This is a genomic window from Stenotrophomonas sp. CASM101 (assembly GCF_049384845.1).
GTDB classification, from domain to species: domain Bacteria; phylum Pseudomonadota; class Gammaproteobacteria; order Xanthomonadales; family Xanthomonadaceae; genus Stenotrophomonas; species Stenotrophomonas hibiscicola.
Map to the genome: position 1 here is coordinate 258921 of NZ_JBMRFR010000004.1, position 19116 is coordinate 278036.

The 19116-nt window shown below is 67.6% G+C and carries 17 protein-coding genes and 1 pseudogene; 11 read left to right on the forward strand and 7 right to left on the reverse strand.

From position 1 onward, the window contains the following. The first annotated feature begins 12 nt into the window (after nucleotides 1-12). From lldR to VG543_RS09575, 4 genes are all read left to right on the forward strand, one after another. Entirely contained in the window at nucleotides 13-777 is a 765-nt protein-coding gene (gene lldR / locus VG543_RS09560; protein WP_005417039.1) for a transcriptional regulator LldR, read from the forward strand. 4 nt (nucleotides 778-781) lie between these two features. After that, nucleotides 782-1921, forward strand: a complete 1140-nt coding sequence (gene lldD / locus VG543_RS09565; RefSeq protein WP_010485059.1) for an FMN-dependent L-lactate dehydrogenase LldD — start codon at nucleotides 782-784, stop codon at nucleotides 1919-1921. Then, nucleotides 1918-3624, forward strand: coding sequence for a D-lactate dehydrogenase (gene dld, locus VG543_RS09570; protein WP_423178371.1), 1707 nt, complete (start codon nucleotides 1918-1920; stop codon nucleotides 3622-3624). Before lldD ends, dld begins: the two co-directional genes overlap by 4 nt. A gap of 133 nt (nucleotides 3625-3757) precedes the next feature. After that, entirely contained in the window at nucleotides 3758-4642 is an 885-nt protein-coding gene (locus VG543_RS09575; RefSeq protein ID WP_423178370.1) for a hypothetical protein, read from the forward strand. Between the two features lie 97 nt (nucleotides 4643-4739). Here VG543_RS09575 and VG543_RS09580 read toward each other — a convergent pair whose 3' ends face one another. After that, on the reverse strand, nucleotides 4740-5036 hold the full coding sequence (locus VG543_RS09580; protein WP_005410030.1) for a hypothetical protein: 297 nt from the start codon (nucleotides 5034-5036) through the stop codon (nucleotides 4740-4742). 171 nt (nucleotides 5037-5207) lie between these two features. On the opposite strand from VG543_RS09580, the gene VG543_RS09585 reads away from it, so the two are divergent. Then, on the forward strand, nucleotides 5208-5864 hold the full coding sequence (locus VG543_RS09585; RefSeq protein ID WP_165710542.1) for a decarboxylase: 657 nt from the start codon (nucleotides 5208-5210) through the stop codon (nucleotides 5862-5864). A gap of 68 nt (nucleotides 5865-5932) precedes the next feature. Beyond that, the gene (locus VG543_RS09590; RefSeq protein ID WP_423178369.1) at nucleotides 5933-6709 is read left to right on the forward strand and encodes a CDP-diacylglycerol diphosphatase; all 777 of its coding nucleotides are present in this window, start codon (nucleotides 5933-5935) and stop codon (nucleotides 6707-6709) included. Here the strand turns inward: VG543_RS09590 and VG543_RS09595 are convergent. Next, on the reverse strand, nucleotides 6706-7305 hold the full coding sequence (locus tag VG543_RS09595; protein ID WP_423178368.1) for a GNAT family N-acetyltransferase: 600 nt from the start codon (nucleotides 7303-7305) through the stop codon (nucleotides 6706-6708). The two genes, VG543_RS09590 and VG543_RS09595, sit on opposite strands and share 4 nt — an antisense overlap. Before the next feature lie 216 nt (nucleotides 7306-7521). Here VG543_RS09595 and VG543_RS09600 point away from each other — a divergent pair, with 216 nt between their 5' ends. Further along, the gene (locus VG543_RS09600) at nucleotides 7522-10248 is read left to right on the forward strand and encodes a TonB-dependent receptor plug domain-containing protein (protein WP_021204477.1); all 2727 of its coding nucleotides are present in this window, start codon (nucleotides 7522-7524) and stop codon (nucleotides 10246-10248) included. Nucleotides 10249-10328: 80 nt separating this feature from the next. Here VG543_RS09600 and VG543_RS09605 read toward each other — a convergent pair whose 3' ends face one another. Beyond that, a complete protein-coding gene (locus tag VG543_RS09605; protein WP_423178367.1) occupies nucleotides 10329-10970 on the reverse strand; it encodes a hypothetical protein in 642 nt (213 codons plus the stop codon). Between the two features lie 182 nt (nucleotides 10971-11152). Here VG543_RS09605 and VG543_RS09610 point away from each other — a divergent pair, with 182 nt between their 5' ends. Further along, the gene (locus tag VG543_RS09610) at nucleotides 11153-12313 is read left to right on the forward strand and encodes an amidohydrolase family protein (protein ID WP_423178366.1); all 1161 of its coding nucleotides are present in this window, start codon (nucleotides 11153-11155) and stop codon (nucleotides 12311-12313) included. 49 nt (nucleotides 12314-12362) lie between these two features. On the opposite strand, the gene VG543_RS09615 is transcribed toward VG543_RS09610, so the two are convergent. From VG543_RS09615 to VG543_RS09625, 3 genes are all read right to left on the reverse strand, one after another. Beyond that, nucleotides 12363-12800, reverse strand: coding sequence for a DUF3806 domain-containing protein (locus VG543_RS09615; protein WP_329842040.1), 438 nt, complete (start codon nucleotides 12798-12800; stop codon nucleotides 12363-12365). A 173-nt stretch (nucleotides 12801-12973) separates the two neighbouring features. Continuing rightward, nucleotides 12974-13447: a DUF3806 domain-containing protein gene (locus VG543_RS09620; RefSeq protein WP_329842039.1), complete on the reverse strand. Its 474-nt coding sequence runs from the start codon at nucleotides 13445-13447 to the stop codon at nucleotides 12974-12976. Nucleotides 13448-13609: 162 nt separating this feature from the next. Continuing rightward, on the reverse strand, nucleotides 13610-14491 hold the full coding sequence (locus tag VG543_RS09625) for a LysR substrate-binding domain-containing protein (protein ID WP_024957553.1): 882 nt from the start codon (nucleotides 14489-14491) through the stop codon (nucleotides 13610-13612). Between the two features lie 122 nt (nucleotides 14492-14613). Between VG543_RS09625 and VG543_RS09630 the strand changes: the two genes are divergently transcribed. After that, entirely contained in the window at nucleotides 14614-15315 is a 702-nt protein-coding gene (locus tag VG543_RS09630; protein ID WP_164145473.1) for an ankyrin repeat domain-containing protein, read from the forward strand. A gap of 51 nt (nucleotides 15316-15366) precedes the next feature. Continuing rightward, nucleotides 15367-16553: pseudogene (locus VG543_RS09635) on the forward strand (amidohydrolase family protein). Nucleotides 16554-16667: 114 nt separating this feature from the next. On the opposite strand, the gene VG543_RS09640 reads toward VG543_RS09635, so the two are convergent. Beyond that, a complete protein-coding gene (locus VG543_RS09640; protein WP_206621739.1) occupies nucleotides 16668-17597 on the reverse strand; it encodes a LysR family transcriptional regulator in 930 nt (309 codons plus the stop codon). A 92-nt stretch (nucleotides 17598-17689) separates the two neighbouring features. On the opposite strand from VG543_RS09640, the gene VG543_RS09645 reads away from it, so the two are divergent. After that, nucleotides 17690-18883: an MFS transporter gene (locus VG543_RS09645; protein ID WP_423178365.1), complete on the forward strand. Its 1194-nt coding sequence runs from the start codon at nucleotides 17690-17692 to the stop codon at nucleotides 18881-18883. Nucleotides 18884-19116 lie beyond the last annotated feature (233 nt).

Genomic DNA, 19116 nt, shown 5'->3' on the forward strand with positions numbered 1-19116 from the left:
CACAATGGCGCCATGAGCACGCAACGTATTTCGGACAAGGTGGCTGCGCAGCTGCGCGGCCTGGTGCAGGAACAACAGCTGCGGCCGGGCGACCGGCTGCCGGCCGAGCGCACCCTGGCGGTGCAGCTGGGGGTCTCGCGCACCGCGCTGCGCGAGGCCATCGCGCAGCTTGCCAGCCAGGGTCTGTTGACCGCACGGGTCGGTGGCGGCACCTACGTGGCCGAGCCTGCGGCGCGCGCGCGGCAGGCGCTGGATGAACCGCTGGCGCCGTACCTGCCGCTGTTCCAGGGCGACCCGGAATACCGCTTCGACGTGCTGGAGATCCGCCACGCGCTGGAAGGTGCCACCGCCTGGCATGCGGCGCTGCGTGCCACCGACGAGGACCGCGCGCGCATCGCACAGGCCTTCCAGACCATGATGGACGCGCACGGCAAGGACGACCCCACCGGCGAGGCGGAGGCCGACGCGGCCTTCCACCTGTCCATCGCCGAGGCCTCACACAACCTGGTGCTGCTGCAGGTGATGCGCGGGCTGTTCGAACTGCTGCAGACCAACATCTCGCAGAGCCGCGAAAAGCTCTACACCTCGGCGAGGACCTTCTCGCCTTTGTCCGACCAGCACCGCGAGATGATGGACGCGGTGCTGGCGGGCGACCCCGAACGCGCGCGCGCCGCCGCGCATGCCCACCTCGAATTCGTGCACACCACGCTGCGCACCCTCGATGACAACGAAGCCCGGCGTGCGCGGGCCTCGCGCCTGCCTTCCCCACACGGTTGACCCCATGATCATCTCCGCCTCCACCGATTACCGTGCCGCAGCGCAGCGCCGGCTGCCGCCGTTCCTGTTCCACTACATCGATGGCGGCGCGTATGCCGAGCACACGCTGAAGCGCAACGTTTCCGACCTGTCCGACATCGCGCTGCGCCAGCGCATCCTGCGCAACATGTCCGACCTGAGCCTGGAAACCGAGCTGTTCGGCGAAAAGCTGGCAATGCCGGTGGCGCTGGCGCCGGTCGGCCTGACCGGCATGTATGCCCGGCGCGGTGAGGTACAGGCGGCGCGCGCGGCCGACAGCCGCGGCATCCCGTTCACCCTGTCCACCGTATCGGTGTGCCCGATCGAGGAAGTGGCACCGGCCATCCAGCGGCCGATGTGGTTCCAGCTGTATGTGCTTCGCGACCGTGGCTTCATGCGCAACGCGCTGGAGCGGGCGCAGGCCGCGGGCGTGACCACGCTGGTGTTCACCGTGGACATGCCGGTGCCGGGCGCGCGCTACCGCGATGCGCACTCCGGCATGAGCGGCCCGAACGCCTCGCTGCGCCGTATCGGCCAGGCCATCACCCATCCGCACTGGGCGTGGGACGTGGGCCTGTTCGGGCGCCCGCATGACCTGGGCAACATCTCCACCTACCGCGGCAACCCGACCGGGCTGGAGGACTACATCGGCTGGCTGGGCAGCAACTTCGATCCCTCCATTTCCTGGAAGGACCTGGAGTGGATCCGCGAATTCTGGAAGGGCCCGATGGTGATCAAGGGCATCCTCGACCCGGATGACGCGCGTGATGCGGTCAAGTTCGGTGCCGATGGCATCGTGGTCTCCAACCACGGTGGCCGCCAGCTGGACGGCGTGCTGTCCACCGCACGCGCACTGCCGGCCATCGCCGACGCGGTGCAGGGCGACCTGAAGATTCTCGCCGATTCGGGCATCCGTACCGGCCTGGACGTGGTGCGCATGCTGGCGCTGGGTGCCGATACCGTGCTGCTGGGTCGCGCCTTCGTCTATGCGCTGGCTGCGCAGGGCGAAGCCGGGGTGGCCAACCTGCTGGACCTGATCGCCAAGGAAATGCGCGTGGCGATGACGCTGACCGGCGCGCGCCGCATCGCCGACATCGGCCGCGATTCGCTGGTCAGCCTGCCATGAGTGGCCACGATGCCGTGCTGGCACAGTTGCGCGACGCGGTCGGCAGCCGCCATGTACTGACCGGCGACAAGGCCACGCGCCGCTTCCGTCGCGGCTACCGCTTCGGCGATGGCCCGGTACTGGCGGTGGTGCGTCCGGGTACCTTGCTGGAACTGTGGCACGTGCTGCAGGCAGCGGTGCAGGGCGGCGCGGCGATCATCCTGCAGGCGGCCAACACCGGCCTGACCGGCGGCTCGACCCCGGACGGCGATGACTATGGCCGGCCGATCGTGCTGGTCAGCACGCTGCGCCTGACCGGCATCCAGTTGTTGAACGAAGGCCGCCAGGTGCTGTGCCTGCCGGGTGCCACGCTGGACCGCCTGGAGCAGACGCTGGCCCCGCTGGGTCGCGAACCGCATTCGGTGATCGGCTCGTCCTGCATCGGTGCCTCGGTGCTGGGCGGCATCTGCAACAACTCCGGCGGTGCGCTGGTTCGCCGTGGCCCGGCCTACACCGAGCTGGCACTGTATGCGCAGGTCGATGCGCAGGGCCAGCTGCAGCTGGTCAATCATCTGGACATCGCGCTGGGTGATACGCCCGAGCAGATCCTGCAGCGCCTGCAGGCCGGTGACTACACGGCCGCCGACGTGGGCAATGGCGACGGCCGTGCGGCTTCCGATTCACGCTATGCCGAGGAAGTGCGCAAGGTCGATGCCGATACCCCCGCACGTTTCAACGCCGATCCCAGTCGCCACTACGAAGCGGCCGGTTCGGCCGGCAAGCTGGCGGTGTTCGCGGTGCGCCTGGATACCTTCGAGAAGGAGGCCGCCGAGGTCTTCTACATCGGTAGCAACCGCACCGGCAGCCTCACGGCGATCCGGCGCCAGCTGCTGACCGGCTTCGAGCGCCTGCCGATTGCCGGTGAGTACATCCACCGCGATGCCTATGACATCGGCGAGCGCTACGGCAAGGACAGCTTCCTGCTGATCGACCGCCTTGGCACTTCCCGCGTGCCCGCCGCGTTCGCGTTGAAGAGCCGTGTCGATGGCTGGTTCGAGCGGTTGGGCCTGCGCGGCGTGACCGACCGTGTGATGCAGGTGCTGACGGGCCTGCTGCCCTCGCACCTGCCCAAGCGCATGGGCGAGTTCCGCCAGCGCTATGAGCATCACCTGCTGCTGAAGGTGTCCGCACAGGACGCAGCGCAAACCGAAGCCTGGCTGCGCGACTTCTTCGCTGGCCACGAAGGCGGGTATTTCCACTGCACGGCAGAGGAGGGGCGCAAGGCGTTCCTGCATCGCTTTGCCGTGGCCGGTGCCGCAGTGCGCTACCGTGAAGTGCATCGTGACCAGGTGCAGGACATCGTCGCGCTGGACATCGCGCTGCGACGTGACGACGCCGACTGGTTCGAGCAGCTACCGGCGGATATCGAAGGCCGCCTGCTGCACAAGCTGTATTACGGGCACTTCCTCTGCCACGTGTTCCACCAGGACTACATCGCGCGCAAAGGTGAAGACCCGATGGCGATCGAGCATGCGATGTGGGCATTGCTGGACCAGCGGGGCGCCGAGTATCCGGCCGAGCACAATGTCGGCCACCTGTATCCGGCCAAGCCGGCGCTGGCGGGCTTCTACAGGCAGCTGGACCCGAGCAATACGTTCAATCCCGGCATCGGCCAGACCTCGAAGGCCAAGGGGTGGGGTGGCTGCGACTGTAGTGGGCATTGACGGATACAAACTGGCTTTGCTGTAGAGCCGAGCCTATGCTCGGCTGCTCTTTCCGACAGACAGCAGTCGAGCATGGCTCGACTCTACAACGGCAGCGGTTACCATCTGGATCCCACGAGCAGGAATCTCCTCAATGCCCATCATCGTTGCCCGCACGACCATGGGCGTCGCATTGCTGGCGACCCCGCTGCTGGCACTGGCCCAGAGCGCGATCCTGCCGCAGCAGCGCGATACCGCCGGCAACGTGATGGAGCCGCTGGGACAGGTGCTGATCGCGGGTGAGACTGGACCGTCGGGGCTTTATGACTGCACGCGGGACGGCAACTGGTGCATGCGCGTGCAACCGGTTGCCGAGGAGGGTGACCGGCCGAGCGTGCTGGAAGTGCTTGAGAAGGTGCAGGGCCGGGGCAAGCCGCACACCTACCACGTCAGCATCGACGTGCCGCAGGAAAGCGAGCTGTCGCTGTGGCCATGGATCGTGCGGCTGGCCCCTGGCGTGGGCAGCGATGAACCGGTGACCGACCCGCAGCAGCGCGCTCACCAGAATGTGCTGGTAGGCGGCATCGTCAAGTTCAGCACCATGTACTCCGGTGGAGGTGCCGACGCGTCCACGCTGCAGCTGGCACGCGTGCGCCACCTGCAGAACGACATCCAGGTGGACGACGACGTGCTGACCGTGCCATGGCTGGGCAATGCGATGATCCGCGCCTGTTTCAGCGAGCAGGACATCAGGCAGCGCGCCGGTGCTTGCCACGACGAATACGGCTTCTCGGCGAGGCTGGCGCTGGACACGGCTGCCGAGGGTATGCCGGTGCTGCGCTACCAGACCGTGGCGACCCGGTTCCCGGCCGGTGTTTCGCGCTTCGAGGATTCGCTGGCCAAGGGGCCGCTGAAGAAGCAGGATCTGCGCACCGAACAGGACCCTGCGTGTACCTACACGCGGCTGTTCCGCTTCGGGGCGGGGATGTTCCACCCGGACCAGGCGCTGCCGGACTGTGCCGGCTATACCGAACCCTGAAGTGTAGAGTCGAGTCATGCTCGACTGGGGTTCTCGCGTGGCCGGACCAGAGAGCAGCCGAGCGTGGGCTCGGCTCTACAGAAGCCTGTGGCGGCGCTTACTCGCAGCGCGTGGACGTGATGACGTTGTCCTTGTCCACGAACACGCGCAGGCGGTCCTGGCGGATGTCCTTGGTGGTGATGGTGCTGGGGCCGATCGGGTTGACCAGGCCGGCACCACTCTCGCGGGACAGGCGGCGGATGTTGGGCTCATTGGCCGGCTGGCCGATCGCCCAGCCCAGCTGGCTGGCGTCGCAGCGGCCGCTGCCTTTGACTTCCGGGCCAGGGGTGCTGACGCAGGCCGACAGCAGCAGGGCAGAGGCTGGCAGCAACAGGGACAGACGGAATGCGGACATGCGAGCGCTCCTGCGCAGGGGAAGATGACGGGAACGATAGCACCGGGCGTGCGAAAGGCGTCAGCGATCCGGTCATTGCCGGCACAGCGTGGTCATTGCATAGTGGGAGCAATGGCTGGCAGTACGCCAGCAGGCAGGCCGGGCCCTTCCGGCGCAGGTGTTGGGTACGGTATGACGGCAGGCAGTTTCCGCGGCAAGGACAAGACGATGACGGCGCTGGTGTTGTCGTTGCTGGGCATGGCGTTTGCCGCCTCCGCTGCCGATCCGGAACCCGCGCCGGTCGAAACCCCGGTATTCGGCGCCTGGCGCAACCTGCAGACCGAATCCGGCTACGCGCCGGCCCAGCGTAACCTGGCCTTCGCCATGCTGCCGCAGGCGGCCACCCGCGGTGACCGTTTCGCCATTCTTGACCGTGAGGGCAAGCGCACGGTGTGCTGCCTGCAGGTGGCCAGCCCCTCGCTGGGCGTGGCCGCGCTGCGCGAGCAGTACCACCTGCCGCAGGCCTGGGTGACCGACCTGAGCAATGGCCGCAGCTCCGCACGTCCCTATGTGCCGCACGTCTATGCGATGCAGCGGGTTGACGAGCTGGCCGACTACAGCTTCGCCGATGTGCCTGGCGCGTACAGTGACCTGGGCGGGCTGCTGATTCCGGAAGGTGCAGCGCTGGAGGCCGACGGCAGCGCCGTGCGCCTGGGGGACACCCGCTACCCGCTGCATTTCCAGCGCCAGCCGCACGCCGATGACGATGGGGCGCTGGACCGCTACAGCCTGCAGGCCGGCGAGGGTGCCGCCCCGATCGTGGTTGAAGTGCCGTTCGGCACCTACTGATTGCAGCTTCGCACTGGCTAGAATGCAGCGCGGCGCTGTCTGCCGTGCCTGCTCCGTGAGTCGTTGCCGTGTCCCTGCGCCGCTTCCTGCTGTCGTCCCTGCTGCTGTTGTCCGCCTGTGCCAGTGCGCCGCCACCGCCGGCCCATTCCGATGCATTGTGGCGATTGATCGAACGTGACTGCCGGGGCGCCGAAGGTCCACGCGGCGACTGCCTGCGCGTGGAGACGGCCGCAGACCGCCGCGATGTGCTGGTCAAGGATGCGCACGGCGACTACCAGTTCCTGCTGATGCCGCTGGACAAGGTCAGCGGTATCGAGAGCCGCAGCCTGTACCAGCGCGGTGCACCGAACTACTTCGCTGCGGCCTGGCAGGCGCGCAGCCACACCGAGCAGGCCTTGCGGCAACCGCTGCCGCGCAACGTCGCGAGCCTGGCGTTGAACTCGCCGCACGGCCGCTCGCAGCACCAGCTGCACATCCACGTGGATTGCCTGCGTGCCGACGTGCTGCAGGCGTTGGACGCGCATGCCGTTGCCCTGGGCAGCCGCTGGGCACCGCTGCCGGTGCCGCTGCGTGGTCATCAGTACCAGGCCCGCCTGTTGCCGGGCGCGGAACTGACCGCCAATCCGCTCAATCTGCTGGCCTATGACCTCGCCGGCGTGGGCGACGTGGGCCAGTGGAGCCTGGTGGTGGCCGGCCGGGAACCCGTGCAGGGTGGCCCCGGCTTCATCCTGCTGGCCACCCGTGTGGACCCCGGCACCGGTAACGAGGCCAGCGCTGAAGAGCTGCAGGACCACGCCTGCGCAGTGCTGACCGGCGCAGGTGCATCGCTGGAGCGGGTCCGCTAACTCTCGGGGTGCTGGCGGCTGCGCCAGACCGGCGCGGTCAGCGCCAGCAGCTGGCGATCCTGCCAACCGTCCAGATCCAGGTGATGGTCGCGCAGCAGCCCTTCCTGTTCGAAGCCGAAGGCGTGCAGTGCAGTGGCGAACGGGCTGCTGCAGTCCGGTGGCAGCATCACGAACAGGCGGTGCACGCCCACATCCTCGAAAAGGAACGGGCACAGCGCCCGCAGCGCTGCATCCGCGTGCGGGTGCCAATGCTGCAGCGACAGCAGCTCGGCGCAGCGCGTCTGCACGCACTGCAGGCGGACATGCAACTGGTCCAGTACTGTGCCGTGCTCGTCATCGAATACTCCCAGCATCAGCTGATCGTTGTCCTGCTCCAGCCGCGAACGGTGCATGTGGGCCAGGAAGCGGGCTTCCTCGTCGATACCCGCCGGATGGCGTCGGCCGCGCCGGCGGCGATCATCGAACAGGCGCCAGCGCGGCAGGTCGGTACGCTGGAACGGGCGCAGGGTGACCGGTGCGGCCTGCAGCTGCAGCAGGTGACGGCGCAGCACCGGCCGCAACGGGGGGAGAAGCGGGGTGGGATACGGGATCATCATCCCCGGCACGATGGCCGTGCCCGCCCCCCTGCACCATTCAAAACATTGCAAAAATGCGGTGAGCGGCGCCGGGGGACTGATTCGGTTCAGGCATAAGGCCATCAGGCCTGGTCATTTCCGTTGAAACCACCCATTCAGGACACTTTCGTTACGGGATCGTTATGTGCCCCACAGGCCGCTCCCGCTACTACCCGCCCAACTCCCCCCAGGAAGCCCATGTCCGCCTCCCCCAAGGCGCTGCGCCCGCGTCCGCTGGTGCTCGCACTGTCGTCCCTGATGCTGGTTTCGCTGCCGGCCTTCGCGCAGGAAAGCGCGCCCACCACATTGCAGGAAGTGAAGGTCACCGGCTCGCGCATTCCGCGCGCCAGTGTCGAGGGGCCCTCGCCGGTGACGGTGATCAGCCGCGAGCAGATCGACGCGCAGGGCTACCGCAATGCCTTCGATGCGCTGAGCGCGCTGACCGAGAACACCGGCAACGTGCAGGGCGAGGACTTCGGCAATACCTTCACCCCGGCCGCCAACACCATCAACCTGCGCGGGCTGGGCCCGAACCGCACGCTGGTGCTGGTCAACGGCCGCCGCCAGGCCGACTATCCGCTGGCCTACGAGGGCTCGGTGAACGTGGTCAACCTGGCCAACATCCCCAGTGCGCTGATCGAGCGCATCGAGGTGCTGGCGGCCGGTGCGTCGGCGGTGTACGGCTCCGATGCCATCGCCGGTGTGGTCAACATCATCCTCAAGGACCGCTTTGAGGGCGTGGACGTGAACGTGCGGGCCGGCGGCACCCAGCAGGGCGGGGGTGACAACCAGCGCGCGCAGGTTGTGGGTGGCAGTTCCGGCGAGCGCTGGGATGCCCTGTTCGGCTTCGAGTTCGACGTGCGCAAGGCGATCCATGCGCGCCAGCGCGATTTCATGGACTCGCTGGATGATGACCCCGCCGGCAAGGCGCCGCAGGCGACCGCGATCGCGTATCGCCGCAACGCCGCTACCGGTCGCAACATCGATCCGGGCGCCAATGGCTGCGACGCGGCGTCGGACATCTATGGCGGCAGCGTGTTCCGTGCCTTCAACCCGCGCCAGGGCTGGTACTGCGGCAGCAACGAGGCCGCCGCCAGCTACTGGACGGTGCAGACCGAGAAGCGCAACCTCAACGGCTACGGCCTGCTGACCTTCCACGTCAACGAGACCACCGACCTGTTCGCCGATCTGGCCGTGGGCAGTGCACGCATCACCAACAACACCCGTGCGCCCACCTGGACCTCGGCGCGCAACTACTTCTACAACCAGACCACCGGCAACCTGGAAAGCTGGTACCGCCGCTTTGCGCCCGAGGAAATCGGTGGCCTGCCGCGCAACGCCAACCGCTTCCTGGAAAACTCGTGGTCATTCAACGTCGGCGCGCGCGGCCAGATCGGCGACAGTGGCTGGGACTATGAGGCGGTGTACAGCCGCTCGCGTTACGAGAACCGCACCCGCCGCCCGGTGCTGCTGGCCGGTATCAACGAATACCTGCTTGGCCCGAAGCTGGGCGTGCGCAATGGCGTAGAGGTCTATGCGCCGGATCCGGCGCGCCTGTTCCAGCCGCTGAGCCCGAACGAGTACCAGAGCCTGTCCGGCTACCAGGAGAGCCGCAACGCGGCGTGGCTGCAGACCTTCAGCGCCAGCGTCAACGGCCGGCTGTTCGCACTGCCCGGTGGCGACGCTGCGCTGGCCGCGGTGGTCGAGGCTGGCAGCCAGGGCTATCGCAATCGACCGGACCCGCGACTGGGAACCGGCGAGTTCTGGAACACCAGTGCAGGCGTCGGCGCCGGTGGCGAGCGTGACCGTTACGCCGCAGGTGTGGAGCTGCAGCTGCCGTTGCTGCAGTCGCTCACCACCACCCTGGCCGGGCGCTATGACCAGTACCGTGCCGGTGGTGAGCACATCGGCAAGGCGACCTGGAGCTTCGGCGTCGAGTTCCGCCCGATCGAGAGCCTGCTGATCCGTGGTACCGCTGCCACCAGCTTCCGGGCGCCGGACATGAACTACGTGTTCGCGACCGAGACGCGTGGTTACAACCCGGGCATGACCGATTACTGGCGCTGCCGCACCGCAGGCCAGTCGTATGACAACTGCGATTACAACGGCCTGTCGATCGACTACAGCAACCGCGCCAACGCACAGCTGCAGCCGGAAACCGCCAAATCCTATGGTTTCGGCGTGGTCTGGTCGCCGCTGTCCGGGCTGGATTTCAGTGCTGACTACTACGACATCCGTATCGACAATGAGGTCACCAGCCTCGACACCAGCCGTATTCTTCGTGATGAAGCCGATTGCCGCCTGGGCCGCACGTTGGGTGGCGAAGCACGCGATATCGGTTCACCGCTGTGCCAGGACGCGCTGTCGCGGGTGATCCGCAACCCGTCCAATGCCACGGTGCAGCCGGACCAGGTAACCCGCGTGCTGATCAACCCGATCAACGCGGCCTCCGAATCGGTGCGCGGCCTGGACCTGAAGGGCAACTGGCGTTTCGATGCCGGCCACTATGGCCGGTTCACCACGCGCCTGGCCTACACCGTGGTGCTGGAGCACAAGTACCGGCAGTTCTCCGATGATCCGGAGCGTGACATCCGCAATTCGCTGGATGACTACCAGTGGCGCAGCAAGGCCAACGGCAGCATCACCTGGAACCAGGGTGACTGGACCACTACGCTGTACGGCAACCGCTTCGGCTCGCTGCCGAAGACCGATGGCAGTGGCCGCATCGCGCCGTACATGACCTACAACGCCAGCGTGTTCCGCCAGTTCGGCGAGAACCTGTCGGTGGGCGTGATCGTCAACAACCTGCGCGACAGCCGCCCGCCGGCGGACAGGAACGGTGGCGGCTGGCCGTTCTACCCGGTCGGCAACTACGACCCGTATGGCCGCCAGTACTGGGTGCAGCTGGACTACCGGTTCCGCTGATCGGGCGGGCAGACAGAAGGCCCGGCAATGCCGGGCCTTCTGCTGTGTCCCTATCCGCTGTGATGGCGCGCGCCGGCGGCCTAGGGCAGTGCCTGCTGCAGGTACGACTCGATGACGTAGCTGAAAGGCTGCTGCTGGCGGTCGCGCAACAGGGCACGCACCTCCAGGATCACGCCGCGGTCGCCTTCGCCCCGCGGCGGCCAGAACGTCTGGTCGGCCAAGGTCTGGCGCTGGAAACCGAGCGGGCCGACCACGCGACCGAAGGGTTCGTCGGTGCTGTCCAGCACCTGGTTCATGGCCGGGCTGAGATGGCCGGGCAGGTACCAGTTGTCGGCCTCGGACAGCACGCGGCTGCCGCAGACCAGCTGCACGCGGCGATAGCGCAGGTCGGCACCCGGCTTCGCACCCAGCGCCTGCAGCACATCGGCGGGGGCAGGCTTGTCCTGGCCGTGCACACGCACCGCGCGCACCCGCGCCAGTTCGGCCAGGCCGTGCTCGGCGCACCAGTATTCCAGCGTGGCAGTGGCGCTCTGCCCGGACAGCACGCGCTGGTGCAGGCGCTCGACCAGTGCAGCCGGGGCAATGCGCTGCTGGCCCGGCGGCGACTGCAGCGGCGCAGCGGTCGCCGCATCAGTGGCGGACAGGCTGGCGATCGGGGCGGCGGCAAGCAGGGACGCGGCCTGCCAGCGGCGGAGACGATCGTGGCGGTCGGACGGGCCCATGCGGCATCACAGCGGAAACAGGCGCCCATGTTACCCGTTCAGGGGTGTGCACGGCGTGGCTGCGACCGGTTGTCGCAGGGCAGTCATCGTTCTGGTGAATGCGTGCCATCCAGATATTTCGTTGGCCGATGGCTGCGGCGAGGCGCACGATGGCGCCATTCTTGGCATTCCGGGAGTTCCCGATGACCCTCCAGTTCGTCCATGGCGGTGTCGACCGCGACGGTGCGCCACTGCATTTCCATATCCGTGATGGCCGCATCAGGGGGCTTAATGGCGAGGCGGCGCCAGCCGACGGGGCGGAATGCGTCGACCTGCAGGGCTTCGCGGTGCTGCCCGGGCTGGTCGACGGCCACATTCACCTCGACAAGAGCTTCGTCGGCGACCGTTGGCACCCGCACCAGCCGGTGAACAGCCTGCGCGAGCGGCTGGCGGTGGAGAAGGCGGCGGTGGCGGGTGCGGCACCGATGGTGGACCGTGCCGAGGCGCTGATCCGCCAATGCAGTGCTTTCGGTACGGTGGCGATGCGCTGCCATGTCGATATCGACGGCAGCACCGGTCTCGGCCATCTCGAAGCGGTGCGCGAGGCGGCACTGCGCTGCGCCGACATCATGCGGATCCAGCTGGTGGCGTTTCCGCAGGCCGGGGTGATGTCCTGTCCCGGCACCGCCGCCGTACTGGAGCAGGCGCTTGCCGCGGGCGTGGAGGTGCTCGGCGGCATCGACCCGACCACGCTCGATGGTGATGCCGAAGGCCAGCTGGCGCTGCTGTTCGGCCTGGCCGAGCGTTACGGCGTGCAGCTGGACATCCATCTGCACGAGCCCGGCGAAACCGGCCTGGCCCAGCTGCTGCGCATCGCGGCGCGGACGCGGGCTGCCGGCCTGCAGGGGCGGGTTGCGGTCAGCCATGCCTATTCGCTGGGCGAAGTGCCGCTGGCGCGCGCGCTGCAGGTGGGCGAAGCACTGGCCACGGCGGGTGTGGCGATCATGAGCAACGCGCCGGGCGATCATCCGTTCCCGCCGCTGCGCGCGCTGCATGATGCCGGTGTGCGCGTGTTCGCAGGCAATGACAACATCCGCGACTGCTGGTGGCCGTATGGCAATGGCGACCTGCTGCAGCGCGCGATGTTGCTCGGCTATCGGTCGGGCTTCTACACCGATGCCGACCTGATGCTGGCGCTGGACATGGTCACCACCCATGCCGCGCAGGTAATCGGTCTACCGCGCTACGGTATTGCCGAAAGCCTGCCGGCTACGTTCGTGGCGGTGCGCGCCGACCACGGCCCGGCCGCGGTGGCTGCGGTGCCGGTGGAGCGCCGCGTGGTGGTTGATGGCCGCTGGCTCTAGATCCACGCCGCGCACCCCCCTGTAGTGCCGAGCCATGCTCGGCGACCTTTCAGGCGTAATCGTCGGCGCGGGTGGCGATGAATTCCTCAAGCCACGCCAGCAGATGTGCGATGTCGATGACCTCGCCCTGCTCCACGCGCTTGAGCAGCAGTGTGCTGGCGCCGATCTGCAGGCTGCTGTCGGCATAGCGCAGCACTGCATCGATGCCCCAGGCATCGGTGACCTGCATCCAGGCCAGGCCCGGCACGCGCTGGGCCAGGATGTCACCGAACGCAACGCCCAGCGCTTCCCAGCCATCGCCGTCGTCACGATCGATCAGCTCGGCATCGACCACGCGCTGCAGGGTGGTGGCCGCCAGCGGCCACTGCACCGGCAACGTCGGAAAGCCGGCGGCCACGCGCGCGGCGATCAGCGAACGCTGGTGCTGCAGATGCGTCTGCAGGGCTGCAGGCAGGGGATCGAAGCGGGTCGGGGTTTCGTCGGACATGGCGAGGCGCCGTGGAGCACGGAAACAGGCACTGTAGCCAGAGATGTAGTGCCTTGGTGCGGCAGGTCTGATCAGATATCGATGATCAATGCGCGAACTCTGATTGCTCCCGCAGGTGCAGCATCAAGGTCCGTATACGTCATTCTGCGCGGCTCAATCGTCCTCTCATGGGCTCAGTTGGACTTTAGCGCTTGCTGGATGATGAGCTCCTCGAGGGCTTCAAGCAGATGATTGATCTCGATGGCCTCGCCTTCTTCGACGCGCTTGATCAACATGGTGACGGCGCTGACGATGCTGTTGGCCTCTCCATAGCGTAGAACCGCATCGACGCCCCAGGCATCGGTTACCTGGGTCCAGGCAAGTTCCGGTACACGCTGTGCTAGACAGTCACCGAATGCGACCCCTAGTGCTTCCCAACCGTCACAATCATCGCGATCGATCAGTTCTGCATCGACTACGCGTTGCAGCGTGCTCGGCAGCAGCGGCCATTGAACAGGAACGGTGGGGAACGCAGATGCGACGAGGGCAGCAACCTGTGCACGCTGCTGCTGCATGTGCGCGATGAGTGCAGGTGGCAGCGGATCGAACCGCATGTCGGCTTCGTCCTTCGGAGCAGGGGTCAAAGTAACCTGGTACGTGCTGGTCATAGGCGGGGTAATCCGGAGAAGGGCGTTCACCACCCTATCGCCCAGACTTTGGGTACGCCATCAGTGGGCCGTTTGCGACAAGCATGTATTTGCTGGCGCACCAGTGCCCTTTTCGATGCCGGAGGGTCGTTTCGATCCACACATGGCGTGGATCTACTGTGGTCAGTCCGGTTCGCGCTGTACCTGCCGCCACAGCTCGCTGGCCAGCGCACGCACGGCGTCATCAGCGTCCGCGCGATGCAGCAGGCCGATCTCGTAGTTGTCGATCACCGGCAGCTCGCGCTCGCCATCGATGATGCGGTGCTCGCGGCTGACCGCGCGGCGTGGCAGCAGGCTGATGCCGATGCCATCGGCCACCGCGCCCTGGATGCCGCTCAGCGACGAGCTCGTGAAGGCGATGCGCCAGCGCAGGCCCAGCGCTTCCACGGCATGGATCATCTCGTCGCGGTACAGTCCGCGCGGCGGGAAGGTGACCAGCGGCAGCGGGTCCTGCTGCAGGCAGCTGCTGCGCAGGCTGTCGATCCAGTGCATCGGCTCGCGCCGGCAATGCACCGCCTGGCGGCTGTTGCGGCGTTGCTTGACCAGCACCAGGTCCAGCTCACCGTGGTCGAAGCCCTGCGCCAGGTCGCGGCTGAGGCCGCTGCTGATCTCCAGCTTCACCTGCGGGTGGCGACGGCTGAAGGCGGCCAGCATGCGGGTGGTCTGCGGGTTGACGAAGTCCTCCGGTACGCCGATGCGGACCGCGGTTTCCACCGTCGCGCCGGCCAGCGCCTGTGCCATTTCCTCGTTCAGGTCGAGCATGCGCCGCGCGTAGCCGAGCAGGGTGTGGCCGGCATCGGTGGGGTGCACGTCGCGATGGCCGCGCTCGAGCAGGCGATGCCCGGCCAGTTCCTCCAGCCGCCGCACCTTCTGGCTGACCGTGGACTGGGTCGAATGCAGGCGCGTGGCCGCCGTGGTGAAACTGCCGCAGTCGGCCACCATCACCAGCGCCCGCAGCAGGTCCAGTTCGAACAGGGTTCTATTCGATTTGGCACTGTCTTGCATTTGAACATTTCACTTCTGGATACCCAGGCCGACTTCTACCATGCGGGGCAGGGGCCGGCAATGCGCGGCTGTTGCTACCGTCGCACGGCGTTCCGTGGCGACGGACACGAGGAGATACTGTCATGCGCGTCCATCATTCCGCTGGCTGGCCTGCGCCCTTCGCGCGCGCGCTGCTGTTGTGCCTGCTGGCCATGGTCACCCCCGCCTGCACCGCCATGTCCCGGGCCGACGCAGACGCGCGCCTGCGGGATGCTGCCAGCCGCGGCGACGCCGATGCGGTGCGACAGGCGATCGAGGAGGGCGCCACGCTGGAGGCGCGCGATGGCCAGGGCCGCACCGCGCTGCTGCTGGCCACGCACGGCAACAACGTGGAGGCCGCGCGCGAGCTGATCGAAGCCGGTGCCGACGTCAATGCCAAGGACGCGATGCAGGACAGCGCCTACCTGTACGCCGGCGCGCGGGGCCTGGATGAGATCCTGGCGATGACCCTGGCGCACGGCGCCGATCTGCGCAGCACCAACCGCTATGGGGGCACTGCGTTGATTCCGGCCGCCGAGCGCGGCCACGTCAGCACCGTGCGCATGCTGCTGCGTGCAGGTGTGGCGGTGGACCACGTCAACCGCCTGCACTGGACCGCGCTGCTGGAAGCGATCCTGCTTGGCGATGGTGGTAAACGCCATGTGCAGATCGTGCAGCTGCTGCTGGAGGCCGGTGCCGACCCGGAGCTGGCCGATGGCGATGGCGTAACGCCACTGGCGCACGCGCGCCAGCGTGGCTATGCCGGCATTGAAACCCTGCTGCGCCAGCACGGCGCGGCGCGCTGAACCGCTACCCCTTCCACCCGCACGCTGGGCGTGCCCATCAGGATGCTGTCCATGTTCCGTTCCCGTCCGTTGTCCCTTGCCATCCTCCTTGCGGTAGCACCTCTGTCGGCGTCTGCCGCCGAGCGCGCCGACCTGCTGATCCGCAATGCCACCGTGGTCGATGTCGAGCACGCCAGCACCCTGGCCGGGCAGAGCGTGGTGATCCGCGGCGAGGACATCGTCGCCGTCGGTCCAGATGCGCAGCTGCGCAGCCAGTGGAGCGCGGCCCGCCAGATCGATGCCAAGGGCAAGTACCTGATCCCGGGGCTGTGGGACATGCACGTGCATTTCGGCGGTGGCCCGGCGCTGATCGAAGAGAACAAGGCACTGCTGCCGCTGTACATCGCGCACGGCATCACCACCGTGCGTGATTGTTCCGGCGATCTGCCCGAGCAGGTGCTGCAGTGGCGTGGCGAAATCGCCAAGGGCACGCTGTTCGGCCCGCGCCTGCTCAGTTCCGGCGCGAAGATCGAGGGCATCAAGTCGGTGTGGAAGGGCACGATCGAAGTGGGCAGCGAGACCGACGTCGACAAGGCGATCACCCGACTGCAGCACGACAGGGTCGATTTCGTGAAGATCACCGACAGCACGCTGAAGCCGGAACTGTTCCTGTACTCGGCCGGACCCTCAACGGTGGCCGCATCCTCGATTTCCTTGACCAGGATGACCACGCCAACGACCCGTACCTGGCCTACATCGGCCCCGGCCTGCGCGCGACCTACCAGTGGCGCGTGGACCGCGCGGCGAAGGCGACGCCGGCGCAGATCGAAGCGCGCCACGCGCAGTACCACCAGGTGGCCGCGGTGCTGCCGATGCTGCAGGAGGCCGGCGTGACGATCATCGCCGGTACCGATGCGGGCTTCCTCAATTCGTTCAATTTCCCGGGCATCGCCCTGCACCAGGAGCTGCAGCTGTTCGTGAAGGAGGGCCTGAGCGCGCCGCAGGCGCTGTCGGCCGCCACCCGTTCCGGCCCGGCCTGGTTCGGCCAGATGGACCGCTACGGTGGCGTTGCACAGGGCAAGGCTGCCGATCTGGTGCTGCTGACCGCCAACCCGCTGCAGGACATCGCCGCCACCGAGAAGATCGACAGCGTCATCCTGCGTGGCAACGTGTATGACCGCGCCGCGCTGGACAGGATGCTGGCCGACACCAAGGCCAAGGTCGCGGCGTGGAATGCCGAGGCGGCGAAGGCCAATTGAGGGTGGGGCGGGGCGGAATCCACGCATGGCGTGGATCTACCGGTTGCCGTCCGGGCATCCATACCCGCGATCAGCAGTAGATCCACGCCATGCGTGGATGATGCGGCCGATGACCTAACGCGGTGCCGGCCGCATGCCATGCAGCTGCGGCAGTGCGGCCTTCATCGCATCGATGAAGGCGCGCAGCCGCGGCGGCTGCTGGCGCGCGGCAGGAAACACGACATGCACCGGCAGTGCCGGCGCCTGCCAGTCCGGCAGCAGCTGCACCAGACGCCCTTGGGCGAGGTCGTCGGCCACCAGCCAGGCCGAGACCACCGCTGCGCCCAACCCGGCGCGTGCAGCCTGCTGCACCACGAACAGGTTGTCGCTGAGCAGGCGCGGGCTGATCGAAAGGGTATGCGCGCGCCCCTGCGCGTCATGCAGCAGCAGGCGTTCGCGGTAGTAGGTGACCAGCGAGATCCATGGCAGTGCCTGCGCCTGTTCCGGCGTACTGACCGCCGTGGCGTCCACCAGCGAGGGCGCTGCCACGACGATGCGCGGCACTTCGGCCAGCGGTAGTGCCACCATGCGCGGTTCGTCGACCGGTCCCACACGCACCGCGCAGTCGATGCCTTCGGCGATGAAATCCGGGCGACGATCTTCCAGGATCCACTCCAGGCTCAGCTGTGGGTGCTGGGCGAGGAACGCGAGCATGGTCGGAAGCAGCTGCGCCTGGCCAAAGGCATGCGGCACCATCACCCGCAGGCGTCCGCGCAGCGTTTCCGGTTCGCCGTTCAGTTCGGCCTGCAGCGACTCCCATTCGTCGACCACGCGTTGTGCATGACGCTGGCAGCGCAGGCCGTCCTCGGTCAGTTGCAGGCCGTGGGTGGAGCGCTGCAGCAGGCGCAGGCCGAGCTGTCGCTCCAGTGCCTGCAGGCGTCGGCTGACCGTCGGCTGGGTGGTGCCCAGCTGCAGGGCCGCAGCAGACAGGCTGCCGGCATCGACGATGCGTAGGAAGGTGCGCAGCAGATCCAGGCGATCAGCGCCGGTGGCGAGGTCATTCATGCATGTTGCGTATGAAATATATGTACCAGAGCCTACTACAGACGTCTGGCGAATACAGGCAGGATACGCCCACTTCCTATCCGGGCTCTCCCATGTCTACCCCCTCGCTGTCTGTTGCGGCCGCACCGGCGACCGTACCTTCCACCCCGTTGGTGCTGGCAATGGCTGCCGGTGCCGGCTTCTCGGTCGCGTCGCTGTATTACAGCCAGCCCATGCTGGGCCTGATAGCCCAGGACCTCGGCGCAGGTGAGCGCGCCGCCGGCCTGGTGCCAACCCTGACCCAGCTCGGCTACGCACTGGGCATCCTGCTGCTGGCACCGCTGGGCGATCGCTTTGACCGCCGCCACCTGATCCTGTTGAAGTCCGCGCTGCTGGCGCTCGCCCTGGGCGCAGCAGCAATGGCCGGGCAGCTGCCGGGCCTGCTGGTGGCCAGCCTGCTTGTCGGGCTGACGGCCACCCTGGCGCAGGACATCGTGCCCGCCGCTGCGGTGCTGGCGCCGGACGCGCAGCGCGGCCAGATCGTCGGCCGGGTGATGACCGGCCTGCTGCTCGGCATCCTGCTGTCGCGGGTGGTCAGTGGCGTGGTGGCTGAAGCGTGGGGTTGGCGCACGCAGTTCGTGCTGGCGGCGGTATCGGTGGCGGCGATGGGCGCGGTGATGGCGCGTGCGCTGCCGCGCTTCGCGCCGACCAGCACGCTGCGCTATCCGGCGTTGTTGGGTTCGTTGTTGGCGTTGTGGCGCGAGCAGCCGCAGCTGCGCCGTGCGGTGGCCAGCCAGTCGCTGCTGGCCGTGGGATTCAGCGCGTTCTGGTCGACCCTGGCGCTGATGCTGCATGCCCGCCTGGGGCTGGGTAGTGCGGCGGCGGGTGCGTTTGGTATTGCGGGTGCGGCCGGTGCACTGGCCGCGCCGTTTGCCGGCCGTTTTGCTGATCGACTGGGGTGCCATGCGGTGGCACGGCTGGCGATTGCGGTGGCGCTGCTGGGCTTCGGCCTGCTGCTGGCCGAAGCCTGGTTGCCGGCCACCGCGCTGCTGCCGTTGCTGGTGGTGAGTGCGCTGCTGTTCGACTTCGGCTTCCAGTCGGCGCTGGTGGCGCACCAGACCCTGGTCTACGGCCTGGTACCGCCGGCACGCAGCCGGCTCAATGCGCTGTTGTTCACCGGCATGTTCATCGGCATGGCCGCCGGCGGTGCGCTGGGCAGCTTGGCGCTGGCGCAATGGGGATGGCACGGCGTGGCCTGGTTGGCGGTGGTGTGTGCGGGCAGCAGCCTGCTGCTGCGTTTGAAGTAGGGGGGTGTTTGGCAGGGCTTGCAGCCCTGCACCTGCTGGAGGCAACAGCAACAGCAACAGCAACAGCGGGGTTACTGTAGGGAGGCGGGGTGGGTCCGGTTGCGGGGGACGCCGTGAATCCCCAGTCCGGCCCAGCCGCTGGCGGCTGGGCGTTCGGGCGCTTGCGAAGCAATGCTTCGCAAGCGAAGCGCCCTCACCCATGGGGGCTCGGTCGCGCCTTGCTCGTGTGCGCT

Bases quoted from the DNA above. Each gene is read 5' to 3' on its own strand.
- lldR (WP_005417039.1), top strand. From the start codon at position 13: ATGAGCACGCAACGTATTTCGGACAAGGTGGCTGCGCAGCTGCGCGGC.
- lldD (WP_010485059.1), top strand. From the start codon at position 782: ATGATCATCTCCGCCTCCACCGATTACCGTGCCGCAGCGCAGCGCCGG.
- dld (WP_423178371.1), top strand. From the start codon at position 1,918: ATGAGTGGCCACGATGCCGTGCTGGCACAGTTGCGCGACGCGGTCGGC.
- VG543_RS09575 (WP_423178370.1), top strand. From the start codon at position 3,758: ATGCCCATCATCGTTGCCCGCACGACCATGGGCGTCGCATTGCTGGCG.
- VG543_RS09580 (WP_005410030.1), bottom strand. From the start codon at position 5,036: ATGTCCGCATTCCGTCTGTCCCTGTTGCTGCCAGCCTCTGCCCTGCTG.
- VG543_RS09585 (WP_165710542.1), top strand. From the start codon at position 5,208: ATGACGGCAGGCAGTTTCCGCGGCAAGGACAAGACGATGACGGCGCTG.
- VG543_RS09595 (WP_423178368.1), bottom strand. From the start codon at position 7,305: ATGATGATCCCGTATCCCACCCCGCTTCTCCCCCCGTTGCGGCCGGTG.
- VG543_RS09600 (WP_021204477.1), top strand. From the start codon at position 7,522: ATGTCCGCCTCCCCCAAGGCGCTGCGCCCGCGTCCGCTGGTGCTCGCA.
- VG543_RS09605 (WP_423178367.1), bottom strand. From the start codon at position 10,970: ATGGGCCCGTCCGACCGCCACGATCGTCTCCGCCGCTGGCAGGCCGCG.
- VG543_RS09610 (WP_423178366.1), top strand. From the start codon at position 11,153: ATGACCCTCCAGTTCGTCCATGGCGGTGTCGACCGCGACGGTGCGCCA.
- VG543_RS09615 (WP_329842040.1), bottom strand. From the start codon at position 12,800: ATGTCCGACGAAACCCCGACCCGCTTCGATCCCCTGCCTGCAGCCCTG.
- VG543_RS09620 (WP_329842039.1), bottom strand. From the start codon at position 13,447: ATGACCAGCACGTACCAGGTTACTTTGACCCCTGCTCCGAAGGACGAA.
- VG543_RS09625 (WP_024957553.1), bottom strand. From the start codon at position 14,491: ATGCAAGACAGTGCCAAATCGAATAGAACCCTGTTCGAACTGGACCTG.
- VG543_RS09630 (WP_164145473.1), top strand. From the start codon at position 14,614: ATGCGCGTCCATCATTCCGCTGGCTGGCCTGCGCCCTTCGCGCGCGCG.
- VG543_RS09640 (WP_206621739.1), bottom strand. From the start codon at position 17,597: ATGAATGACCTCGCCACCGGCGCTGATCGCCTGGATCTGCTGCGCACC.
- VG543_RS09645 (WP_423178365.1), top strand. From the start codon at position 17,690: ATGTCTACCCCCTCGCTGTCTGTTGCGGCCGCACCGGCGACCGTACCT.